Source organism: Vibrio sp., from assembly GCF_984391705.1.
Window position 1 is genome coordinate 73,338 of the sequence record NZ_CFHWOM010000009.1, and the last position, 18,149, is coordinate 91,486.

The 18,149-nt window shown below is 45.4% G+C and carries 16 protein-coding genes; 6 read left to right on the forward strand and 10 right to left on the reverse strand.

The features are described from left to right. Nucleotides 1-57: 57 nt before the first annotated feature. On the forward strand, nucleotides 58-858 hold the full coding sequence (locus tag AC4MRV_RS08615; protein WP_491187022.1) for a glycosyl hydrolase 2 galactose-binding domain-containing protein: 801 nt from the start codon (nucleotides 58-60) through the stop codon (nucleotides 856-858). Between the two features lie 22 nt (nucleotides 859-880). Here AC4MRV_RS08615 and AC4MRV_RS08620 read toward each other — a convergent pair whose 3' ends face one another. The 5 genes from AC4MRV_RS08620 to argR form a co-directional block, all read right to left on the reverse strand. Beyond that, nucleotides 881-1,276: a DUF2061 domain-containing protein gene (locus tag AC4MRV_RS08620; protein ID WP_491187023.1), complete on the reverse strand. Its 396-nt coding sequence runs from the start codon at nucleotides 1,274-1,276 to the stop codon at nucleotides 881-883. Between the two features lie 143 nt (nucleotides 1,277-1,419). Beyond that, the gene (locus AC4MRV_RS08625; RefSeq protein WP_491187024.1) at nucleotides 1,420-1,857 is read right to left on the reverse strand and encodes a universal stress protein; all 438 of its coding nucleotides are present in this window, start codon (nucleotides 1,855-1,857) and stop codon (nucleotides 1,420-1,422) included. Nucleotides 1,858-1,949: 92 nt separating this feature from the next. Next, nucleotides 1,950-4,529, reverse strand: coding sequence for a TRAP transporter permease (locus AC4MRV_RS08630; RefSeq protein ID WP_491187025.1), 2,580 nt, complete (start codon nucleotides 4,527-4,529; stop codon nucleotides 1,950-1,952). A gap of 222 nt (nucleotides 4,530-4,751) precedes the next feature. Beyond that, entirely contained in the window at nucleotides 4,752-5,720 is a 969-nt protein-coding gene (locus tag AC4MRV_RS08635; protein ID WP_008073757.1) for a TAXI family TRAP transporter solute-binding subunit, read from the reverse strand. 332 nt (nucleotides 5,721-6,052) lie between these two features. Continuing rightward, the gene (argR, locus tag AC4MRV_RS08640; RefSeq protein WP_005472752.1) at nucleotides 6,053-6,523 is read right to left on the reverse strand and encodes a transcriptional regulator ArgR; all 471 of its coding nucleotides are present in this window, start codon (nucleotides 6,521-6,523) and stop codon (nucleotides 6,053-6,055) included. A 331-nt stretch (nucleotides 6,524-6,854) separates the two neighbouring features. On the opposite strand from argR, the gene mdh reads away from it, so the two are divergent. Together mdh and AC4MRV_RS08650 are read left to right on the forward strand one after the other, a co-directional pair. After that, complete coding sequence (gene mdh, locus AC4MRV_RS08645; RefSeq protein WP_491187026.1) at nucleotides 6,855-7,787, forward strand: malate dehydrogenase; 933 nt, start codon at nucleotides 6,855-6,857, stop codon at nucleotides 7,785-7,787. Between the two features lie 98 nt (nucleotides 7,788-7,885). Continuing rightward, the gene (locus tag AC4MRV_RS08650; RefSeq protein ID WP_491187027.1) at nucleotides 7,886-8,077 is read left to right on the forward strand and encodes a hypothetical protein; all 192 of its coding nucleotides are present in this window, start codon (nucleotides 7,886-7,888) and stop codon (nucleotides 8,075-8,077) included. Between the two features lie 63 nt (nucleotides 8,078-8,140). Here AC4MRV_RS08650 and AC4MRV_RS08655 read toward each other — a convergent pair whose 3' ends face one another. The 5 genes from AC4MRV_RS08655 to AC4MRV_RS08675 form a co-directional block, all read right to left on the reverse strand. After that, nucleotides 8,141-8,530 (reverse strand): RidA family protein, encoded by a 390-nt coding sequence (locus tag AC4MRV_RS08655; RefSeq protein ID WP_008073782.1) that lies wholly within the window; start codon nucleotides 8,528-8,530, stop codon nucleotides 8,141-8,143. Between the two features lie 135 nt (nucleotides 8,531-8,665). Continuing rightward, a complete protein-coding gene (gene pyrI, locus AC4MRV_RS08660) occupies nucleotides 8,666-9,127 on the reverse strand; it encodes an aspartate carbamoyltransferase regulatory subunit (protein WP_491187028.1) in 462 nt (153 codons plus the stop codon). A gap of 17 nt (nucleotides 9,128-9,144) precedes the next feature. Then, nucleotides 9,145-10,074: an aspartate carbamoyltransferase gene (pyrB, locus tag AC4MRV_RS08665; protein WP_491187029.1), complete on the reverse strand. Its 930-nt coding sequence runs from the start codon at nucleotides 10,072-10,074 to the stop codon at nucleotides 9,145-9,147. Nucleotides 10,075-10,324: 250 nt separating this feature from the next. Continuing rightward, entirely contained in the window at nucleotides 10,325-11,329 is a 1,005-nt protein-coding gene (locus tag AC4MRV_RS08670) for an ornithine carbamoyltransferase (RefSeq protein WP_491187030.1), read from the reverse strand. A 117-nt stretch (nucleotides 11,330-11,446) separates the two neighbouring features. After that, nucleotides 11,447-12,823, reverse strand: a complete 1,377-nt coding sequence (locus tag AC4MRV_RS08675) for a PhoH family protein (RefSeq protein ID WP_491187031.1) — start codon at nucleotides 12,821-12,823, stop codon at nucleotides 11,447-11,449. 476 nt (nucleotides 12,824-13,299) lie between these two features. On the opposite strand from AC4MRV_RS08675, the gene rapA reads away from it, so the two are divergent. From rapA to AC4MRV_RS08690, 3 genes are all read left to right on the forward strand, one after another. Next, the gene (gene rapA / locus AC4MRV_RS08680) at nucleotides 13,300-16,209 is read left to right on the forward strand and encodes an RNA polymerase-associated protein RapA (RefSeq protein WP_491187032.1); all 2,910 of its coding nucleotides are present in this window, start codon (nucleotides 13,300-13,302) and stop codon (nucleotides 16,207-16,209) included. Between the two features lie 63 nt (nucleotides 16,210-16,272). Further along, entirely contained in the window at nucleotides 16,273-17,010 is a 738-nt protein-coding gene (gene rluA, locus AC4MRV_RS08685; RefSeq protein ID WP_038191635.1) for a bifunctional tRNA pseudouridine(32) synthase/23S rRNA pseudouridine(746) synthase RluA, read from the forward strand. A gap of 37 nt (nucleotides 17,011-17,047) precedes the next feature. After that, complete coding sequence (locus AC4MRV_RS08690; protein WP_491187033.1) at nucleotides 17,048-18,025, forward strand: D-2-hydroxyacid dehydrogenase; 978 nt, start codon at nucleotides 17,048-17,050, stop codon at nucleotides 18,023-18,025. Nucleotides 18,026-18,149 lie beyond the last annotated feature (124 nt).

Genomic DNA, 18,149 nt, shown 5'->3' on the forward strand with positions numbered 1-18,149 from the left:
TTCTTTATAATTGGCAAAGTTTGATCTGAATCAATTTACCGGTTGGAACCTAACTCTATGCAACTCTCTTTAGCGGGTCTTTGGCAAATATCTCCTCTTACCGATCTTTCTGTACCGCAAGATGATATTCATTTTCCAGCACCATTAAGTGCAAACTTGCCTGATAGCTTGAGCGAAGAGCAAATTGCCGAGCAAGAGTGGCATTTAATGCATGACATTGAAGTTGATGAAGCTATGTTGGCATTTCCTTCAGTGGATTTGGTGATTGGCGGCATTGATTATTTTGCTGAAGTTCGCCTCAATGGGGTTGGGGTGTTTGATTGTGATGGAACTCAAGCGGAATATAAGAAAGATATCCGCCCGTATTTGCAATTGGGCCGAAACCGATTTGAGATTCTATTTCTGGAAGAAGATGAGCCCTTGCTGCTCGATGAAGATATGCCTGAGGTATGTTCTTTAGGGGAGTTGAATTATCAAAAGAGCGATTCGCGAATAGGGATCTGGAAAGAGCCTTACCTCCAGTTTATTCGCCACGTTCGTTTGGAGCATATAACGACAGAGCAGATTTGGCATCATGGTGGTGGCTGTGAGTTTTTAGTTGATCTGCACTACCAAACCTATACTCCAGGTTTAGTGTCGGCTTCAGTCAAATTTAATGGTATGACTTACCACCTACCGATCGATGTACGATCAGATCATGCTAGCGCATTATTTCAAGTAGAAGCACCTATTTATGCCGACTCCAATCACCCCAATCCAGCAGATCTCTATCTGCTGGAAGTGTCGCTAGACGGGCAAACGCAACGCTTTAACATCGGTCTAAGTAGAGATTTATGTGTGACTCATTTTCCGCTCTAAATTACACATTAATGTTCAATCATTAAGCGTGAGCACAGTGCCAATGACTAGAGCTATCATTTTGTTTACGTTGCCAAACTTTCTCATGGAAGTAATAAACGCAGGTATTAATCGTTGGCTCAATCGCAGCCATAATACCACCGACAAATGCATCTCCTGTAAGAAGGTAAACAACACCGAAGGCAACGCTAAAATGAACAATAGCAAAGCTGGTGGTTTTCACTTTAGCGGAGCGCGCAAGAGTTTGTAGTGCTTTACTGCGACTCCAAATACGTTCGTGGAAATAGAATGCGACGGTGTTGACAGATGGTTCAATCATCGCGATTAGGCTACCAATCAAAATATCACCGGTCAGAATGTAAGCAACGCTAAAAGCAATCGTAAAGTGAAGAGCTGCAAAAGTGAGTGTCTTTTTCATGGGATAGTCCAATCGTATTTGTTTCGATGGAACTATTATTGAGAATTATTCCCATTAATGAAATTGGATTGGCTCTATCATTTTGATAGGTTTTAGCTATTAAAAAGGCGCTCTATGAGCGCCTTTTTTTAAGATTCTGTATGCTAGCCTTGCGGCTTAATCACCATTACGTTAATAGGAGAGTTTTGTACGACTTTACTCGCGACAGAACCAAGTACAACTTTATCAATTTTTGAGCGCTTGTGGCTTGGCATTACAATAAGATCAGCGCCAAGTTTTTCTGCGTAATCGAGTATGGTTGTGTAAGCTTTACCTTCCGCAACGTGCGCTTTGTAAACGACTTCCTCTGGAATATGCTGTGAAGCAAATTCCTTCAGTTGCTCTTCCACATCATCTCGCATTTTTTGCGCGGCATCTTTTGGAAAGTAAGTCGCGACCATCGACATATGAATGCCTGGCAGTACGTTTAATATATGGATCTGCGCGTTAGCATGCTTGGCGTGCCAAACGGCTTGATCAATAGCTTTATCTGAAAAGCCTTTGTCATTGAGATCGACTGGAACAAGAATTTGCTTATACATTGTTTATTCTCTTTATCATCGCTTCATAAGAAGCTGAGTAAATGCATCCTTAGCTTAAGTATAGCCCCGCTTAAGTGGCGGGGCTGATTAACTTACGCGCTCAATTCGTCCTTACGAGCTCGTCTTCTTTGGTTCATTGCTAGACCGATCAAGATAAGGAGTGCAGGTACAAATACCCACTCTTTCATTGGGCGGTCTGCATCAACGACCACTGAACGGATCTCCCAATCAAAGTCAACACCAGCAGATTCTGCAGGGCTACCGAACTCCACCATGTCGACAATCATGCGGCCATTGGTGTCATTAAGCATGAGACCCATCGATGAGATTCGCTCTTCTGCTGTTGTGGCACTATCTTCAAAAGGCAGGCGAACTGTTTTTGAGATGTAATCGCCCTCAAGGTTTTCACCTGCGACTAACAGCTCAATCTCTTGGCCTACTGGCAGTTTCTCTGTGATGGCTGCAATCTCAGTCCCTGGATGTAGCACCTTCGCTGGATAGATTTGATCCCACCAGAATCCAGGTCGGAAGAAGGTAAATGTCAGAACAAGCAGTAAGACAGTTTCCCACCATTTATTCTTAGTAAACCACCAGCCTTGCGTTGCTGCAGAGAATATCAGCATTGCAATAACAGAAGATATGATCGTGAGCATCAAATGCCACCAACTGTCGATCCCCATCAACAATAACTGGGTGTTGAAGATGAACATAAACGGCAAAATGGCGGTTCGAATATCATAGGTAAAACCTTGGATACCCGTTCGAATAGGATCTGACTTTGCGATAGCTGCGGCAGCAAATGCCGCTAGACCTACTGGTGGGGTGTCATCCGCGAGAATACCGAAGTAGAACACGAATAAGTGAACGGCAATCAGTGGAATGATTAACCCGCTTTGTGCACCTAATGTCACAATTACAGGTGCCATTAACGTCGATACAACAATGTAGTTCGCCGTTGTCGGTAAACCCATACCCAAGATCAAGCTGATCACAGCCGTAAACAACAGCATCAAAATGATGTTACCGCCAGAGATAAACTCGACGAAGTCTGTCATCACAAGGCCAATACCCGTCAGCGTTACAACACCTACCACTGTACCTGCTGCTGCTGTCGCAACACCGATACCGATCATATTACGGGCACCGGTAACAAGGCTTTCAAGTAAATCAACGAAGCCTTGCTTAGTTTGTTCTGCAATCGAGCCTTGTTTAGACATCACAGCCATTAGGGGACGTTGGGTGATCAATATAAAGATCATAAACACCGTAGCCCAGAATGCGGATAGGCCTGGAGAGAAACGCTCAACAGTTAGACACCAAACCAGTACCACGATCGGCAATAGGTAATGTAAACCTGATTTGATTGTTGGACCAGGCTCTGGAACTTCCGTGAGCTCTGCGTCAATCTCGATAGCGCCTTCTTTAGCGTATCTAGCTGAAATACTCACAAGTCCAACGTAAGCAAGCAGAAGGGCAACCGTTACGATTGGCGTTGCTGCATCACCAAAGACGCCTTTAGTCCAACCGACACCGTAGTAGACGGCGGCGCTAATAACACACAGACCTAGTATGGTTCCAGTGAATGATAATAGGCTTTGAACCACTGTCGGAACACGGCGGCGAGGTAGGCCAGTCATACCTGCTTTACATGCTTCAAGGTGAACAATGTAAATAAGGGCAATGTACGAAATCAGCGCTGGTAAGATAGCGGCTTTGATAACCTCTACATAGGAAATACCCACATATTCAACCATTAGGAAAGCTGCCGCACCCATGATCGGTGGTGTTAGCTGGCCGTTAGTAGATGCTGCTACTTCGACAGCGCCTGCTTTAGTGCCTGGGAAGCCAACACGCTTCATTAGAGGAATCGTAAATGTACCGGTTGTCACTACGTTAGCAATTGATGAGCCAGAAACAAGGCCAGAAAGACCAGAAGCTACAACGGCTGCTTTAGCTGGGCCACCTTTCATATGACCAAGCAGCGAGAAAGCGACTTTAATAAAGTATGCACCTGCGCCAGCGCGTTCTAACATTGCACCAAATAGTACAAACAAGAAAACGAAAGAGGTTGAAACGCCCAGTGCAACACCAAATACACCTTCAGTCGTAAGCCACAGGTGAGACATGGCTTTGTTTAAGCTAGCCCCTTTGTGCGCAATAACGTCTGGCATGTATGGGCCACCAAAGGTGTAAAGCAAGAATACAGCTGCTACAACCATGAGAGGTGGACCTAACGCGCGTCGTGTCGCTTCAAGTAGTAACACCATACCCATCACGGCAACCACAATATCCATTGTCGTTGGCGCACCAGAACGGCCCGCAAGTTGGGTATAGAAAAGATAGATATAGGCGGCAGCAAAGCTTCCTGCTAGAGCCAAAAGCCAATCCACTACAGGAATTCGATCTCGTGGAGAGTTCTTCATTGCAGGGTAGGCTGTAAACGCCAAAAATACCGCGAACATAAGGTGAATAGAACGCGCTTCAGTATCGTTAAGTACGCCAAAATCAAAAATGAACGGCAGAGGAGATGCGTACCAAAGTTGGAATAGTGACCAACATAGCGGCACAAACCATAAGATGCGACCAGGAATTCCACTTGGAGAACGGGCACCAGTATCGGCTTGAGCGACCATATCTTGCACATCTTGAGACGGAGATGTTGTCTTCGACATGTACTTTATCCTTGTTATATATGGTTCATGTATTTTTTGAGTTATGAACCTCTATTTTGCATCTTTCAGTGTAGTGAATAGATGAAATATTGCTCAATTACGTGTTTTTCTTAGGTATAAAACGGACAAGAGTTTCAAATAGTGAAACTCAAAAAGAAGGCAGCCTAGAGGCCACTTGATAATGACCAGGGAAGCAAGGTGCTTCCCTGGTACAAAGAACGCTTACTTAAGTAGGCCAATTTCTTTGTAGTATTTCTCTGCACCTGGGTGTAGAGGGATAGAAAGACCAGCTTGAACCATGTCTTCTTTCTTCAGGTTTGCAAATGCAGGGTGCAGACGCTTGAACGTATCGAAGTTTTCGAATACTGCTTTCGCTACATTGTACGCAACATCGTCAGAAACGTTTGCTGTTGTTACCATAGTTGCCGCAACACCAAAGCTGTTCACGTCTTTGTCTGTACCACGGTACATACCTGCTGGAACAGTGCTGTATGCGTAGTAAGGGTTGTTTGCTACGATTTCATCGATCTTTGCACCTGTTGCAGAAACAAGTTTCGCATCACAAGATGTTGTCGCTTCTTTGATCGATCCATTTGGATGACCTACCACGTAGACGAATGCGTCGATCTTGTTGTCACATAGTGCTTGAGAACGCTCAGAACCTTTAAGCTCAGACGCTAGCTTGAAGCTATCATTTGTCCAGCCCATCGCTTCCATTACAACACCCATAGTTGCACGGTCACCAGAACCTGGGTTACCGATGTTTACGCGCTTACCTTTTAGATCTGATACGTTTTCGATACCAGCGTCACTACGAGCGATGATGTTGAAAGGTTCTGTGTGTAGAGAGAACATTGCACGTAGGTCTTTGTACGGGCCTTGCTCAGCAAACTTACTTGTGCCGTTGTAACCGTGGTACTGCCAGTCAGACTGAACGATACCGAAGTCTAGTTCACCTGCACGGATAGTGTTCACGTTGTAGATCGAACCACCAGTCGATTCTACAGAACAACGAATATTGTGTTCTTTACGGCCTTTGTTAACTAGCTTACAAATCGCACCACCAGTTGGGTAGTAAACACCTGTTACTGAACCAGTACCGATAGTTACGAACTCTTGAGCGTTAACCGCGCCAGCGCCCATTACAGCAGCTGCAATAGCGCCAACTTTAATAAGTTTGTTTAATGCCATGAATTTCCCTTCCTTTATTCATTATTAACCCCATTGCAAGTTTAGTTGCTTTGGGAGTTTCCTATTACTGGAAACGGCATCTTTTCCAATCCGTATGTTGAAAAAGTGGCTGAATAATACCAAAAAAACGGCAGATAATTACACGATTGTTAAGAAATGTAGTAAAAAAGACTAATTGTCGAGTCTATGTTTATGAGAGTTTAAAAGGTTAAAACTCTTTTAAATCATTAGTTTATGTTGATGGTGTTCAGTGGTGAAGATTTGTTTAAGATGTGATCTGAATCACGCCATAATATTGGCGGCGTGATTCGTATTTTTGAGATGAATATCGCTTAACCTGCGTACTCAAATAGGTCGCAAACAGAGTCAAAAAGCTGTTCTGTTGTTACCGATAGCGTCGGAGTAATGAAGATAGTGTCATCACCCGCAACAACACCAAGGATTCCTTCAGCTTTTCCTAGAGAGTCTAATAAGCGAGCAATCAACTGTGCAGCGCCTGGTCCAGTATGGATGACGACGATTGCGTTGTTGTGGTCGATATCTAACACCAACTCACGCAGTGAACTTGAGACTGTTGGTACCCCAAGTTCTGCTGGAAGACAGTAAACCATTTCCATTTTGGCGTTACGCGTACGTACGGCGCCAAATTTTGTCAGCATGCGAGAAACTTTAGACTGGTTGATATTTTCAAAGCCTTCATTTTTTAGTGCTTCAACAATATCGCCTTGTGAGCCGAAACGTTCTTCTTTTAGTAGGGCTTTAAAAGCACGAACGAGATTATCTTGTTTTTCTGAATGGCGCATGGTTATTTCACCAGTTGTTTTATAAAAAGCGAGTGAATATTCTCGCATAGCTATGCATTTTCCGCCATGGCTTGAGTGAAATTATGTCTAAGATATCACTGTAAACTTACTTTTAATTGGTGAGGTAAATATCAGTTAAACCTTTGTCATTAAAGGCGAACAAGAGGATAATGGCAGCGCCAGTTGTGGCACGTTTTTGTCGGATTGCGCAAGGTCGCAAAGCTGACGTTAATTGATTGTAATCAGGTTGTGATTGGTTTAGTTTTGTCACAGCTGATTACAAATCGCCCTATAAGACATATATAAGAGAGTCATCTCAAGGAGAACTACGATGAAAGTAGCCGTTATTGGTGCCGCTGGTGGCATCGGTCAAGCCCTAGCCCTACTACTTAAGAACCGCCTTCCAGCTGGTTCTGATTTAGCTCTGTACGACATTGCCCCTGTTACTCCGGGTGTTGCTGCAGACCTAAGCCATATCCCAACTCCAGTTTCTATTAAAGGTTATGCTGGTGAAGATCCAACACCTGCTCTAGAAGGTGCGGATGTTGTTCTGATTTCTGCGGGTGTTGCTCGCAAACCTGGTATGGATCGCGCTGACCTATTTAACGTGAACGCTGGCATTGTTAAGTCTCTGGCTGAGAAGATTGCAGTTGTATGTCCAAAGGCACTTGTGGGTATCATCACTAACCCAGTAAACACAACAGTGCCAATTGCTGCTGAAGTACTTAAAAAAGCAGGTGTTTACGACAAGCGACGTCTATTCGGTGTAACAACTCTCGATGTGATTCGTTCTGAAACGTTTGTTGCTGAGCTAAAAGATAAAGATCCAGGCGAAGTGCGTGTACCTGTTATCGGCGGTCACTCAGGTGTAACAATTCTACCTCTACTGTCTCAAGTGGAAGGTGTTGAGTTCACTGATGAAGAAGTTGCAGCTCTAACTAAGCGTATTCAAAACGCAGGTACAGAAGTAGTTGAAGCGAAAGCGGGTGGTGGCAGTGCAACTCTATCTATGGGTCAAGCTGCGTGTCGTTTTGGCCTTGCTATGGTGAAAGCACTGCAAGGTGAAGAAGTGATTGAGTACGCTTATGTTGAAGGTGACGGCGAGCACGCACCATTCTTCGCTCAGCCGGTGAAACTAGGCAAAGAAGGCGTAGAGGAGGTTCTAAGCTACGGTCCTCTAAGTGATTTCGAAAAGTCTGCGCTTGATGGCATGCTAGAAACGCTTAACGGTGATATCCAAACGGGCGTAGATTTCGCTAAGTAATCGTCACCCCAATGTATTTAAAAAGCCGACTCTTTAGTCGGCTTTTTTGATCGTTTTGATAACGGGCGCGTAACGATAATAAATAGAGGAGAAGCGCAATGGATATCAGTGAGATCAAAAAAGGAATGCTGGTTGAATGTCAGCAGGGAACGGGAACAGTGCTTGTTGTTGATGAAGCCAGCCAGTCAGTCTTGATTGAAGAACGGGAATCGCATCATCAGTTTGCAGCGCAAATCGATGAACTCGTCGATGACCCTCAACTGCATCTAGGTTGTGATAAGTATTATTAACCTCAGGTGAGAGCCATTAAAAAAGCGAGCCTGAGCTCGCTTTATTGTTAACGATGTTTGCTGTTATTTGCGAACAGCAATCGCTTCAATCTCAATGCCGACATCTTTAGGTAGACGTGCTACTTCAACACAAGAGCGAGCTGGGTAGTTAGCAACCTTATGCTCATCAAAGAATTTGCCGTAAACCTCATTTACTGTACCGAAGTCGTTTAGGTCTTTCACAAAAACAGTCATCTTTACGATGTCGGTTACAGATAGGCCAGACGCTTCAACTACTGCTTTTACGTTATCAAGAGACTGACGAGCTTGCTCTGCGATGTCTGCTGATACTTCACCCGTTGCTGGGTTTACAGGAATTTGGCCAGAAGTCAGAACCATGTTGCCTAGGTCTACACCTTGTACATATGGGCCGATAGCCGCTGGTGCTGATTCAGTGTGAAGTACTTTAGTCATTGTTATGTTCCATCTGTTTAGGGTTAGTGGACAGGAAACTCAGTTTGCCGTGATTTATGTGCTGGGTAAAGCAAAAATCCCCGCTTCATTCTGCGGGGATAGGTGAAAACGTGAACTATTATGGCCGCTTATGCATTAGCGTTCAGTGACGATTTCACGCGAGAAGACTTTTTCGCAGTATTTACATTTCAACCGAATATCTTCTTTCTTCTCGAATACTTTAAAGCTGCTCTCAACAGGTTCACCATGAGTAATGCAGTTGGTATTTGGGCACTCAAATACGTTGTTCACTTGCTCAGGCAGTTCCAGTGCTAGCTTTTTCACTACGTGGTAGTTTTCAATTTGGTTGACTGTTGCATGGGGCGCATACAGTGCAAGTTTGCTTGCTTGTTCTTCGGTAATAAAGATGTTTTCAATTTTGAGTAGATCTTTATGGCCTAGTGCTGATGACGGCAAGTTCAGACCGACTGTGACACGCTGCTCTGATTTGTGCATTGAGAAAAGCTTAAGCACTTTAATACCAATTTGAGCAGGAATGTGGTCGATAACGGTACCGTTTTTAATTGCTTCAACCTGCAATTGAGTTTCTTTAGACATGGTAATTCTCCTCTCGATTACAGTGTTTCGTTAAGAACAAGCGCAAGTAGTGCTTGACGCGCATACACGCCATTTTCCGCTTGTTCAAAGTAATAAGCGTAAGGTGTTTTATCAACGTCGACGGTGATTTCATCCACACGTGGTAGAGGATGAAGTACCTTTAAGTTCTCACGCGCACCTTCCAGCAAAGCGGCGGTTAAGATGTAAGCCGACTTAATATGTGCGTATTCTGATTCATCGAAACGTTCTTTTTGTACTCGAGTCATGTAGAGCACGTCGAGCTCAGGAATGACGCTTTCCATGTCTGTGTGTAGGCTGAACTCAATGCCAGCTTCATCTAATTCTTCACAGATGTAATCTGGCATTGCTAAGGCTTCCGGTGCAATAAAGAAGAAGCGAACATTATTGAATTTTGCTAACGCTTGAGTCAGTGAGTGAACCGTTCGACCATATTTAAGGTCGCCGACAAACGCAACGTTAAGATTATCTAGTCGTCCTTGAGTTTCTGCGATGGAGAATAGGTCGAGCAAGGTTTGGGTTGGGTGTTGGTTCGCACCGTCACCGCCATTGATGACTGGGACGCCATTAGAAAATTCAGACGCTAGGCGCGCTGCACCTTCTTGAGGGTGGCGCATAACGAAAGCATCGACGTAAGAAGAGATAACTTGCACAGAGTCAGCTAGCGTTTCGCCTTTTTTAGCAAGGGATGTGTTACCGCCGTTATCGAAGCCAATCACATCGCCACCGATGCGTTGGATTGCCGTTTCGAATGACAAACGAGTGCGGGTTGATGGTTCAAAGAAACAGCTCGCGACCACTTTGTTTTTGATTAGCTCAGGCTTAGGATCTGCTTTCAGCTCACCTGCTGTTTTGACAATCAATTCTAGCTCTTCACGAGAAAGCTCAGGAATCGAAATAATGTGCTTGTTATAAAGCGTGTTTGTCATAATCATCTTCCCAGTCATGAATTTTAGGCACAAAAAAGCCCCCCATTACGGGAGGCTTTTGAAATCGGTGGAAATAGCAAAACAGCACGCCGATAAGCTCATTGGCTTACCCAGTGTAATACGCTTTGTAGAGCACGAATTACGTGGCATGTTTTTACTACCTCCAGACAAATTGCCGAGCATTATACGCTGAAGATTTGTTAACGCAAGCGATTACATCGAGGGTTTTTCTGTCGATATTTTGCCTTGTTTAGCTACCGAGTGTGGCCACCATCACAGCTTTAATTGTGTGCATTCGGTTTTCTGCTTCATCAAACACAATGGAATGCTCGGATTCAAAGACTTCGTCCGTGACTTCTAAGCCATTCATGCCGTACTTTTCTGCGACTTCTTTACCAATGGTGGTTTCGTCATTATGGAATGCAGGTAAACAATGCATGAATTTAACTTGCAGATTGCCCGTTTTAGCAATGACGTCCATGTTGACTTGGTATGGTTTCATCATAGCGACGCGTTGATCCCACGCTTCTGGTGCTTCCCCCATAGAGACCCAAACGTCGGTGTAGAGGTAATCACAACCATGTACGCCTTCATCAACATTTTCCGTTAGGGTGATTTTAGCACCAGTGCTGTTGGCGATAGCTAGGCAGGCGTTGACTAGTTCTTCTTCCGGCCAGTAGGCTTTTGGCGCGACGAGGCGGATGTCCATCCCCATTTTCGCTGCGCCCACTAACAATGAGTTGCCCATGTTGTTACGCGCATCGCCAAGGTAAGCAAACTTGATTTCGTGCAGCTGCTTGCCGCGGCCATGTTCAAGCATGGTTAGAAAATCTGCCAAGATCTGTGTTGGGTGAAATTCATCGGTTAGGCCGTTCCAGACAGGCACGCCCGCATAAGCGCCAAGCTCTTCAACGATCTCTTGACCGAAACCTCGATACTCAATGCCGTCGTACATACGCCCCAAGACACGCGCTGTATCTTTCATCGACTCTTTGTGACCAATTTGAGAGCCAGATGGACCGATGTAAGAGACTTGTGCGCCTTGATCGAATGCTGCGACTTCAAACGCACAGCGTGTACGAGTTGATGCTTTTTCAAAGATCAGAGCAATGTTTTTACCAACCAGCTTTTTTTGCTCGGTCCCTGCGTATTTGGCTTTTTTAAGATCAGCAGAGAGATCAAGTAAGAATTGGATCTCTTTGGGAGTGAAATCGAGTAGCTTTAGGAAGTTTCGGTTACGTAGATTAAAGGCCATGCTCCAGTCCTTGAATGTTCATTCGTTTAATGGAGTTAGTTAAACATATTTAACCAATGTTTGTGAATAATTATTTTTAAAAATGCCGAGATATGAATTATATCTCGGCATAAGTGACTATAAATTCTCTTCAGCATATTCAGCAAGGCGACTGCGAACCACACCATTTAGGTGAATGTTGGCGCTGCCTTCGAAGTTCTTGAAGCGTTCGACCATGTAGGTCAAACCTGACGTCACAGGGGTTAGATAGTGGGAGTCGATTTGAGCCAAGTTGCCTGAGCAGACGATCTTAGTCCCTTCACCACAGCGGGTAATGATGGTTTTGATCTGAGAGGCAGTTAGATTCTGACATTCATCAAGCAGAACGAAAGCGTTTTGGATCGAGCGACCGCGCATGAAGTTGATCGATTTGAATTGAATATTGGCTTTATCACAGATGTATTTGAGCGATCCTTCGGTGCAGTGATCATTCTTATGCAGCGCTTCGAGGGTGTCGGTGACAGCGGCAAGCCAAGGCATCATTTTCTCTTCCTCGCTACCGGGTAAGAATCCAATAGCCTCGCCAATATCCGGTGTGTTTCGTGTGACAATGATCTTGTCAAATATGCCATTCTCAATGGTCTGCTCCAGTGCGGAAGCCAAAGCGAGCAAGGTTTTTCCGCTACCTGCTGCACCGGTTAGAATCACCAAGTCGATATCAGGATCGAGTAGCGCATCTAACGCCATGCCTTGGTAAATATTTTTTGGCGTGATGTCCCAAGCTCTTCGGTGCATCATGCGTTCTCGGCTGAGATCCTTGATGGTGATCTTATCTTGTTCGATCTCTTCAACTCGGCCTGCAAAATCACTCTCTTGATCAATCACGTATTGATTAATGTAGGTTGGTTCGAATGGCTCGCGATCGAGAGTGTGATAAGTACGGCCTGCAAGGTTCTTGCTTTCAACTTGTTCGATATTACTCCAAAAATCCCCTTCAATTTGTTGGAAACCTTTTGTGAGGTATTGGACGTCATCGATCAATTGGTCTGTTCGGTAGTCTTCGACAAATCGAACTCCTGCCCCTTTGGCACGCAAACGCATGTTAATGTCTTTCGTCACCAAGATGACCTCACGGGGGGCTCGTTTATTTTGCAGGTAAAGCACCCCGTTTAAGATTCGGTTATCGCCGGCTTTATCGGCGAAAGCTTTGACGGTTTCTTGCAACTCAAAATCGGCCAGAATCGCAATATGGCCAGTATTTTCTGAGTCTTTGTTAATCGGGATCCCTTCAGAAATTTCATCTGGGGTGGCATCTTTAAACATGGCTTCGAGCGCTCGAATCGCTACACGAGCATCACGTGCGACATCGCGTTTGCTGTCTTTAATTCGATCGAGCTCTTCTAATACAGTCATCGGGATGACGACATCGTGTTCTTTAAATGAATAGATGGCTAAAGGTTCATGAAGAAGGATGTTGGTGTCTAGAACAAAAAGTTTCCGGTCTGTGTCACCCATAAGCGTCTCCTTGCCGACATACGGCTTGCTTACCCCTCATACTTCAGTATGAAGTGGTCTACCTGCGGATGCTTGCAGAAATGTAGCCCGGTAATCAGAGATCGCTGATGGTTTGACTACAAATACTGCAAACCCGTGTTGATCGTCACCCTAATCAAATGCATCTCTTGTGCCAGCCAAAAACTTGACAGCTTTGATGCACTTTCATCTTTAAGTATAAGCCTGATTTTCAACACTCCTAATTAGAAGTGCCACTGATTTCTTACACTTTGATGTCATAGGCAGCTTTGATAAAAAATTGTTGGTTTTTGAGGCCTTTGTACGTGACCAATGTCACAGCTTCGAGTAAGATTAGCGACCTTTTTCTGCGCTGTAGCTGGCCACTATTTTTCCTCGCCAGCTGCCTTTCAAGTTGCGCAAGAACAGCTAAGATTTATAGACCCATTTTTGAATTAAACAGATGAGGTAGTCGATTCATGACATTTGCTTTGGGCCAGCGCTGGATTAGCGATACGGAAAGCGATCTAGGTTTAGGAACCGTTGTAGCATTGGATGCTCGTACTGTGACATTAATGTTTGCAGCTTCTGAAGAAAATCGAGTGTACGCTCGTAATGATGCGCCCGTAACCCGAGTAACCTTTAACAGTGGTGACGTTATTGAATGCCAGCAGGGTTGGTCACTGAAAGTCGAGCAAGTTGTCGAAGAACAAGATCTGTTTACTTACATCGGTACGCGTGAAGACACGGGTGAAGAAGGCGTGATGCTTCGTGAAATCATGCTAAGCAACCAAATTCGATTCAATAAGCCGCAAGATAAGTTGTACGCAGGTCAAATCGACCGCATGGACAATTTTGTGCTGCGTTACCGTGCATTGATGAACCAATATGAGCAGCACAAGAGCCCAATGCGTGGCTTATGTGGTATGCGTGCAGGTTTGATTCCTCATCAGTTGTATATTGCGCACGAAGTGGGTCGTCGTCATGCGCCTCGCGTTTTGCTGGCTGATGAAGTTGGTCTAGGTAAAACGATTGAAGCGGGCATGATCATTCACCAACAAGTGTTGGCTGGTCGAGCTGAGCGTATTCTGATTGTGGTACCTGAAACACTGCAACACCAGTGGCTGGTGGAAATGATGCGTCGTTTCAACCTTCATTTCTCTATCTTTGATGAAGAACGCTGCATCGAAGCGTTTGCTGACTCTGATAACCCATTTGATACTCAGCAATATGTACTGTGTTCTCTCGATTTCTTACGCAAGAGCCGCAAACGTTTTGAACAAGCACTAGAAGGTGAGTGGGACTTACTGGTTGTCGATGAAGCGCACCACTTAGAGTGGAGCCCTGAAAAGCCAAGCCGCGAATACCAAGTGGTTGAGGGTTTAGCTGAGCGTACGCCAGGTGTTCTACTGCTAACGGCAACGCCAGAACAGCTTGGTCGTGAGAGCCACTTTGCTCGTCTGCGTCTGCTCGATTCAGACCGCTTCTTTGATTACGAAGAGTTCGTCAAAGAAGAAGAGCAATATGCGCCAGTTGCCGATTCAGTTAGCGCACTATTCTCAGGTCAAAAGCTAGAGAACGACGCGAAAAACCAGATTACAGAACTGCTTTCTGAACAAGATGTTGAGCCGTTGTTTAGAATCATCGAGAGTGACTCAGGTGAAGAGGAGAAAGCGGCGGCGCGCCAAGAGCTGATCGATAACCTAATGGACCGCCACGGTACTGGGCGCGTCTTATTCCGTAACACACGTGCGGCGATCAAGGGCTTCCCTAAACGTAATGTAAACTTACTACCGATGCCAATTCCTCAGCAGTACACCACGTCAATGCGTGTATCTGGCATGATTGGCGGCAAAATGAGTGCTGAAGCTCGCGCTGTGAAAAACTTGTACCCAGAAGAAATCTTCCAAGAGTTTGAAGGTGAAGATTCAAGCTGGTGGCAGTTTGATAGCCGAGTGAACTGGCTACTTGAGAAAATTACTGAAAAGCGTAGCGAAAAGATTTTGGTGATTGCTTCTCGCGCAAGTACCGCTTTGCAGCTTGAGCAAGCGCTGCGTGAACGTGAAGGTATTCGTGCTACGGTATTCCATGAAGGTATGTCGATTCTTGAGCGTGATAAAGCGGCGGCTTACTTTGCGCAAGAAGAGGGCGGCGCTCAGGTGCTGATCTGTAGTGAGATTGGCTCTGAAGGTCGTAACTTCCAGTTTGCCAATCAACTTGTGATGTTCGATCTGCCGTTTAACCCAGACCTGCTAGAGCAGCGTATTGGTCGTTTGGACCGTATTGGCCAAAATCGCGATATCGATATTCATGTTCCTTATCTGCAAGGCACTTCTCAGGCGATTCTTGCGCGTTGGTTCGATGAAGGTCTGAACGCGTTTGCCGAAACCTGTCCGACAGGTCGCACGGTTTACGACAAATACGCTGACCGTTTGATTGAAATGCTGGCTTCAGGTGATACAACAGAGCTTGATGATGTGATTGCTGAATCTGCAGCCATGAACAAAGAGCTGAAAGCGCAGCTGGAACAAGGCCGTGACCGCTTACTTGAGATGCACTCAAATGGCGGAGAAAAAGCTCAAGCTATTGTCGATAAGATCGCCTCAACAGATGGGGATACCAACCTAGTTACGTTTGCGTTGAGCCTGTTTGATACCATTGGTTTAGACCAAGATGACAAAGGTGAGAATGCTCTAGTGGTAACACCATCTGAGCACATGTTGGTACCAAGCTATCCTGGTTTGCCTTACGAAGGGGCAACCATCACGTTTGACCGCGATACAGCACTGTCTCGTGAAGACATGCACTTCATTAGCTGGGAACATCCCATGATTCAAGGCGGTATTGATCTGCTTATGAGTGAAGGCGTGGGAACGGCTGCGGTGTCGCTACTGAAGAACAAAGCGCTGCCAGTAGGTACCATGCTGCTTGAACTTATCTACAAAGTGGATGCACAGGCACCGAAGCGTAGTGGTATCAGTCGTTTCTTACCAACCACACCAATTCGCTTGATGCTGGATGGCAAAGGTAATGACCTGTCTGCTCAAGTCGAGTTTGAAAGCTTTAACCGCCAACTGAGCCCTGTGGGTCGTCATATCGCGACTAAGTTAGTGGCATCTGTACAAGCTCAAGTACACCAGTTAGTAGCGGCGGGTGAGACGCTTATCGTTGAGAAAGTGGAAGCGATTCGTAATCAAGCTCAGCAAGAGATGCAAGCTAGCCTGAACAATGAACTAGAGCGTTTGCAGGCGCTGAAAGCGGTCAACCCGAACATCCGTGATGAAGAGATTGATGCTATTGATGAGCAAATCAAAGAGCTAACGGGCTACATCGGCCAAGCTCAGTATCAACTCGATTCGTTACGAATGATCGTTGTATCACATAATTGATGCGCTCTTAGAACTCTTTAAATTAAACCCAGCGTAACGCTGGGTTTTTATTGGATGAACACAATGGCAATGACCGAATACAACCCGCCGCGCGAACCTTGGGTTGATATCGTATTTGAAGACGAACACATCTTGGTGGCAAACAAGCCGTCTGGATTATTGTCGGTGCCAGGCAGGTTGGAAGAACACTATGACAGCTTGTGGTCACGCTTAGTCGCAATTTACCCAGATATCCAAGTGGTGCACCGCTTAGATATGGATACCTCAGGGCTGATGTTGCTCGCAAAGCACAAAGAAGCCGAGCGTTCGCTCAAAAAGCAGTTTCAATATCGCCTTACTCACAAAGTCTATTATGCTCGTGTGTGGGGTCACCCAACCAATGATAACGGTGAAATCGATTTACCACTGATTTGCGACTGGCCAAATAGACCGAGACAGAAAGTATGTTTCGATGACGGTAAGCCGTCAAAAACCTTGTATCAGGTCGTTAAGCGAGAGGAACGGACATCGATTGTACGTCTATTGCCGATTACTGGGCGCTCGCATCAACTGCGCGTGCATATGCAGGCGTTAGGGCACCCAATCGTCGGTGATGAGTTTTACTCAGAAGGGGAAGCGTTTGAATTCTCTGATAGGTTAGAGTTGCATGCCGCAGAGCTCAGCTTTTATCATCCACATAGTGAAGCGTTGCAATGTGCGTTTGTTCCCTGTGACTTCTATCTTGAAGCAGAGGCAATGATCTTTAACTATTTTTCGCCTATGCGAGAATTACCGGATTATAAAACGCTGCCACGCCCATAACTGACTTACCGATAACTTGGCAGTGAAAGGAGATCCTATGTCGCTGCCAACTTCTGCTACCCCAACCGTCGTTTTTCTTGATCGTGCCACGATCCCCACTCAAATCGAGTTACCCGAACTGGCTGTAGAGCATAAGCGGATCGACTACGACTTTACCTCTCCAGAGCAAGTTATTGAGAGACTTCAAGGTGTTCAAGTCGCCATTACCAATAAAGTAATTTTGGACCGCGAGTGTTTACGTCAGTTGCCTGAACTTAAGTTGATTGCGGTATCGGCGACGGGGTTTAACAATATCGATATCGACTATTGTGCCGACAATGGTATTGCGGTGACCAACGTACAAGGCTATGCGACTCAGTCGGTGCCGGAACACGTTATCGCGATGATCTTTGCCCTTAAGCGAAATCTATTTGCCTACCATAATGATATTGCTGCTGGGGAATGGCAGCGTAATAAACAGTTTTGTTTCTTCACTCACCCTATCGGTGATGTCGCGGGCTCGACGCTCGCCATCATTGGCTCTGGCGCACTAGGTCAAGCAACCGCAACATTGGCCAAAGCGGTCGGCATGAAAGTCCTTTTCGCTGAACGTAAAGGCGCACCCATTTGCCGAGATGGCTTTGTGCCGTTTGAGGAGTGCTTACAACAAGCAGATATCATCTCTTTACACTGCCCTTTAAATGAACAAACGCTTAATGTGATTGGAGAGCGCGAGCTTGCAATGATGAAGTCTAGCTGCCTGCTGATCAATACGGGGCGAGGGGGGCTCGTTGATGAAGCCGCCTTGGTTAACGCGTTGAAGCAAGGAATCATTGCAGGTGCTGGGGTCGATGTCTTTACTCAAGAACCTGCGGATAGCTCTAACCCCTTGCTGGCGAACATGTCGCTACCTAACTTACTGCTCACTCCGCATGTTGCTTGGGGAAGTGACTCATCGATTCAGAATCTAGCCAATATTTTGATGGATAATATTGCCGCATTTATCAAGGGTCAGAAACAGAACCGTATTGTGTAATTGAATTGCAGTACGATGATTTTAACTTATTGACTTTTAAGTAAATAATCAACTGTGAGCTATGTCTATGCTTGAATAATATTCTGGCTCTATTTATAGACGGGATAAATGAAATGTTAGAAAT

Coding starts and splice junctions, on each gene's coding strand:
- AC4MRV_RS08615 (WP_491187022.1), top strand. CDS start 58: ATGCAACTCTCTTTAGCGGGTCTTTGGCAAATATCTCCTCTTACCGAT.
- AC4MRV_RS08620 (WP_491187023.1), bottom strand. CDS start 1,276: ATGAAAAAGACACTCACTTTTGCAGCTCTTCACTTTACGATTGCTTTT.
- AC4MRV_RS08625 (WP_491187024.1), bottom strand. CDS start 1,857: ATGTATAAGCAAATTCTTGTTCCAGTCGATCTCAATGACAAAGGCTTT.
- AC4MRV_RS08630 (WP_491187025.1), bottom strand. CDS start 4,529: ATGTCGAAGACAACATCTCCGTCTCAAGATGTGCAAGATATGGTCGCT.
- AC4MRV_RS08635 (WP_008073757.1), bottom strand. CDS start 5,720: ATGGCATTAAACAAACTTATTAAAGTTGGCGCTATTGCAGCTGCTGTA.
- argR (WP_005472752.1), bottom strand. CDS start 6,523: ATGCGCCATTCAGAAAAACAAGATAATCTCGTTCGTGCTTTTAAAGCC.
- mdh (WP_491187026.1), top strand. CDS start 6,855: ATGAAAGTAGCCGTTATTGGTGCCGCTGGTGGCATCGGTCAAGCCCTA.
- AC4MRV_RS08650 (WP_491187027.1), top strand. CDS start 7,886: ATGGATATCAGTGAGATCAAAAAAGGAATGCTGGTTGAATGTCAGCAG.
- AC4MRV_RS08655 (WP_008073782.1), bottom strand. CDS start 8,530: ATGACTAAAGTACTTCACACTGAATCAGCACCAGCGGCTATCGGCCCA.
- pyrI (WP_491187028.1), bottom strand. CDS start 9,127: ATGTCTAAAGAAACTCAATTGCAGGTTGAAGCAATTAAAAACGGTACC.
- pyrB (WP_491187029.1), bottom strand. CDS start 10,074: ATGACAAACACGCTTTATAACAAGCACATTATTTCGATTCCTGAGCTT.
- AC4MRV_RS08670 (WP_491187030.1), bottom strand. CDS start 11,329: ATGGCCTTTAATCTACGTAACCGAAACTTCCTAAAGCTACTCGATTTC.
- AC4MRV_RS08675 (WP_491187031.1), bottom strand. CDS start 12,823: ATGGGTGACACAGACCGGAAACTTTTTGTTCTAGACACCAACATCCTT.
- rapA (WP_491187032.1), top strand. CDS start 13,300: ATGACATTTGCTTTGGGCCAGCGCTGGATTAGCGATACGGAAAGCGAT.
- rluA (WP_038191635.1), top strand. CDS start 16,273: ATGGCAATGACCGAATACAACCCGCCGCGCGAACCTTGGGTTGATATC.
- AC4MRV_RS08690 (WP_491187033.1), top strand. CDS start 17,048: ATGTCGCTGCCAACTTCTGCTACCCCAACCGTCGTTTTTCTTGATCGT.